The sequence below is a fragment of the Bacteroides caecigallinarum genome, from assembly GCF_021531075.1.
GTDB classification, from domain to species: Bacteria; Bacteroidota; Bacteroidia; order Bacteroidales; family Bacteroidaceae; genus Phocaeicola; species Phocaeicola caecigallinarum_B.
Map to the genome: position 1 here is coordinate 1 of NZ_JADYTJ010000108.1, position 2350 is coordinate 2350.

The window sequence follows — 2350 nt, forward strand, 5'->3', positions numbered from 1 at the left end:
ATTATGATGTCTCCCGTTTGTATATTTTTAGAAATTACTGATTTTATGCATTTCTTATTTTCAAAAGTTTCTATGCATTGGTGTACCTAAAAGTAGATGCAAAAATCAATCATGAAAAAATAGTTTTAAAGATATCCCCCGTTTTTCAGCCAACAAATATAGTGTTTTTATTATTACATACAAACAGTATTATAAAACGACAGTTCATTTTTCATAAAACGACAAGTCGTTTAAAGTAAAATGAACTGTCGTTTTTAAACAATGAAAATATGACTTAACGTATGGACATAAAAAAAGGAGTACCGCTGTACTCCAACCTTTGTTAACCTTAAAATCTAATACTATGAAAAACACAGTACAAAGGTACGGACTTTTTCCTAATCTGCAAGTTTTGTGCGCGAAAACGTGTGTTTTATAACACAGTTTAATAAATCTGCGTAATCTATCCATATTTGTTAACAATGAATATATTTTCACTTAAAACATTTTGAGAATTTTTTTTGCATAATACTGAAAAGCACAGAATATTTATTTAAACTACTGATAATAACTTTATTTGAAAAAATAAGTATTTTTGTTTCCATAATATCATAGCATTTCCATGATATTTTGATATTAAACCATTAACTTTATAATTTATGAAGAATATTTTATATACTATCGTTCTGTTTTTTGTATGTGCTTGCAATGACAATATTCCAAAGGATTTTATTATCTCTAAAGAAATTCCAGAGATTTACCCAGACTATAACTGTTGTACAATACCTTACAATATTGCTCCTTTGAACTTTCAAATAAAAAATAAAGCCGAGAAATATATAAGCATATCATATTCTTCGAATGGGGATACCATTATTTCATCCGGACAAATAGTAGATTGGGATATAGATGAATGGCATAAATTACTTCTCGAAAACAAGAATGATACTATTTTTACAGACATATTTCTGAAAAAAGGAAATAAGTGGAATAAGTATTCTACATTGAAAAACTTTATTTCAGATAAAAATATAGACAACTATATTACGTACAGACTAATAGAACCATCATACGAACTGTTTGAAAATATGTCTATCAACCAAAGAAATCTGACAAACTTTGAAGAAAAAGTTATATACAAAAACCATTATTCAAACGTAGACAGTGAAGGACAATGTATAAACTGTCATTCTACTCAGAATTACAACCTTACAAACAAATCGCAGTTTCATATACGTCTATACCATGGAGGAACACTAATTGCAACACCTGATAAAATAACTAAAGTAAACCTGAAAACAGGCAATCTTATTTCAAGCGGTGTATATCCTGCATGGCATCCTTATTTGAATATAATAGCTTATTCAATAAATAAGACATCACAGTTCTTTCATCAAGTGAGCAAAGAAAAAGTTGAAGTGATAGATTCACGTTCTAATCTGGTATTGTATAATATAGATAAAAATGAAGTTTCATATATAGCAAACGACACATGCCAGATGGAAACATTCCCTTCGTGGAGTCCTGACGGTAAATATCTATATTATTCGTCGGCTGATTATCCGGAAGAATGCATTACTGACAAAAGCAAAATGATGTCGAACTATAAAAATATCCATTATAATATTCTGAGAAAAAAATTCGACACAAACAAACTGCGTTTCGAAGAAAAGGTTGATACCATCTATAAGGCTTCAGACTTCGAAAAAAGTGCAACACTGCCACGTGTATCTTCAGATGGTAAATACCTTCTTGTAACATTAGGAGATTACGGTAATTTCCATATATGGCACAAAAGCAGTGACCTGTATCTGATCAATCTTGATACAAACGAAATATATCCACTCGATAATATTAACAGTAATGATGTGGAAAGCTATCACTCGTGGTCATCGAATGGAGCATGGATTATATTCAGTTCAAGAAGAGATGATGGTTCCTACACAAGGCCATACATAGCAAGCTTTAATAACGGTATTTGTGGAAAACCTTTTATTGTACCTCAGAAAAATCCTGAAACATATAAAAACCTGTTCAAATCGTTCAATATACCTGAATTTATGATAAATCCTTTTTCGTATTCATTGAATAAACTCAAGAATGCAGTAGACAATGATGCGATAAATGCCAATTTCTCCAATTGAATGATTTATTCACTTTGAACAGGAATGGACTGCATTTCCTTGTCTTGTTTTATCAAATCTGGATTATCTATGTATTTCCTATACCTATCAGTCCATTCCTTATAGAAAAAATTACCTGATAGAAGATTTAAATATTTTTCAGCCAAAGTATATTCTTCATTCAACAATGCGCATTTTGCCATATATTTAAGATAAAAGTTTCTCATTCCATACTCAACCATATACTC

General features: G+C 30.1%; 2 protein-coding genes. One reads left to right on the forward strand and one right to left on the reverse strand.

Annotation, left to right across the window (positions count from 1 at the left end):
• The first annotated feature begins 638 nt into the window (after window positions 1–638).
• Entirely contained in the window at window positions 639–2123 is a 1485-nt protein-coding gene (locus I6E11_RS14435; RefSeq protein ID WP_235338809.1) for a TolB family protein, read from the forward strand.
• Between the two features lie 5 nt (window positions 2124–2128).
• Here the strand turns inward: I6E11_RS14435 and I6E11_RS14440 are convergent.
• Window positions 2129–2350 (reverse strand): DUF6057 family protein (locus I6E11_RS14440; RefSeq protein ID WP_235338810.1); only part of this gene is annotated, 222 nt, incomplete at its 5' end.

Coding starts and splice junctions, on each gene's coding strand:
- I6E11_RS14435 (WP_235338809.1), top strand. CDS start 639: ATGAAGAATATTTTATATACTATCGTTCTGTTTTTTGTATGTGCTTGC.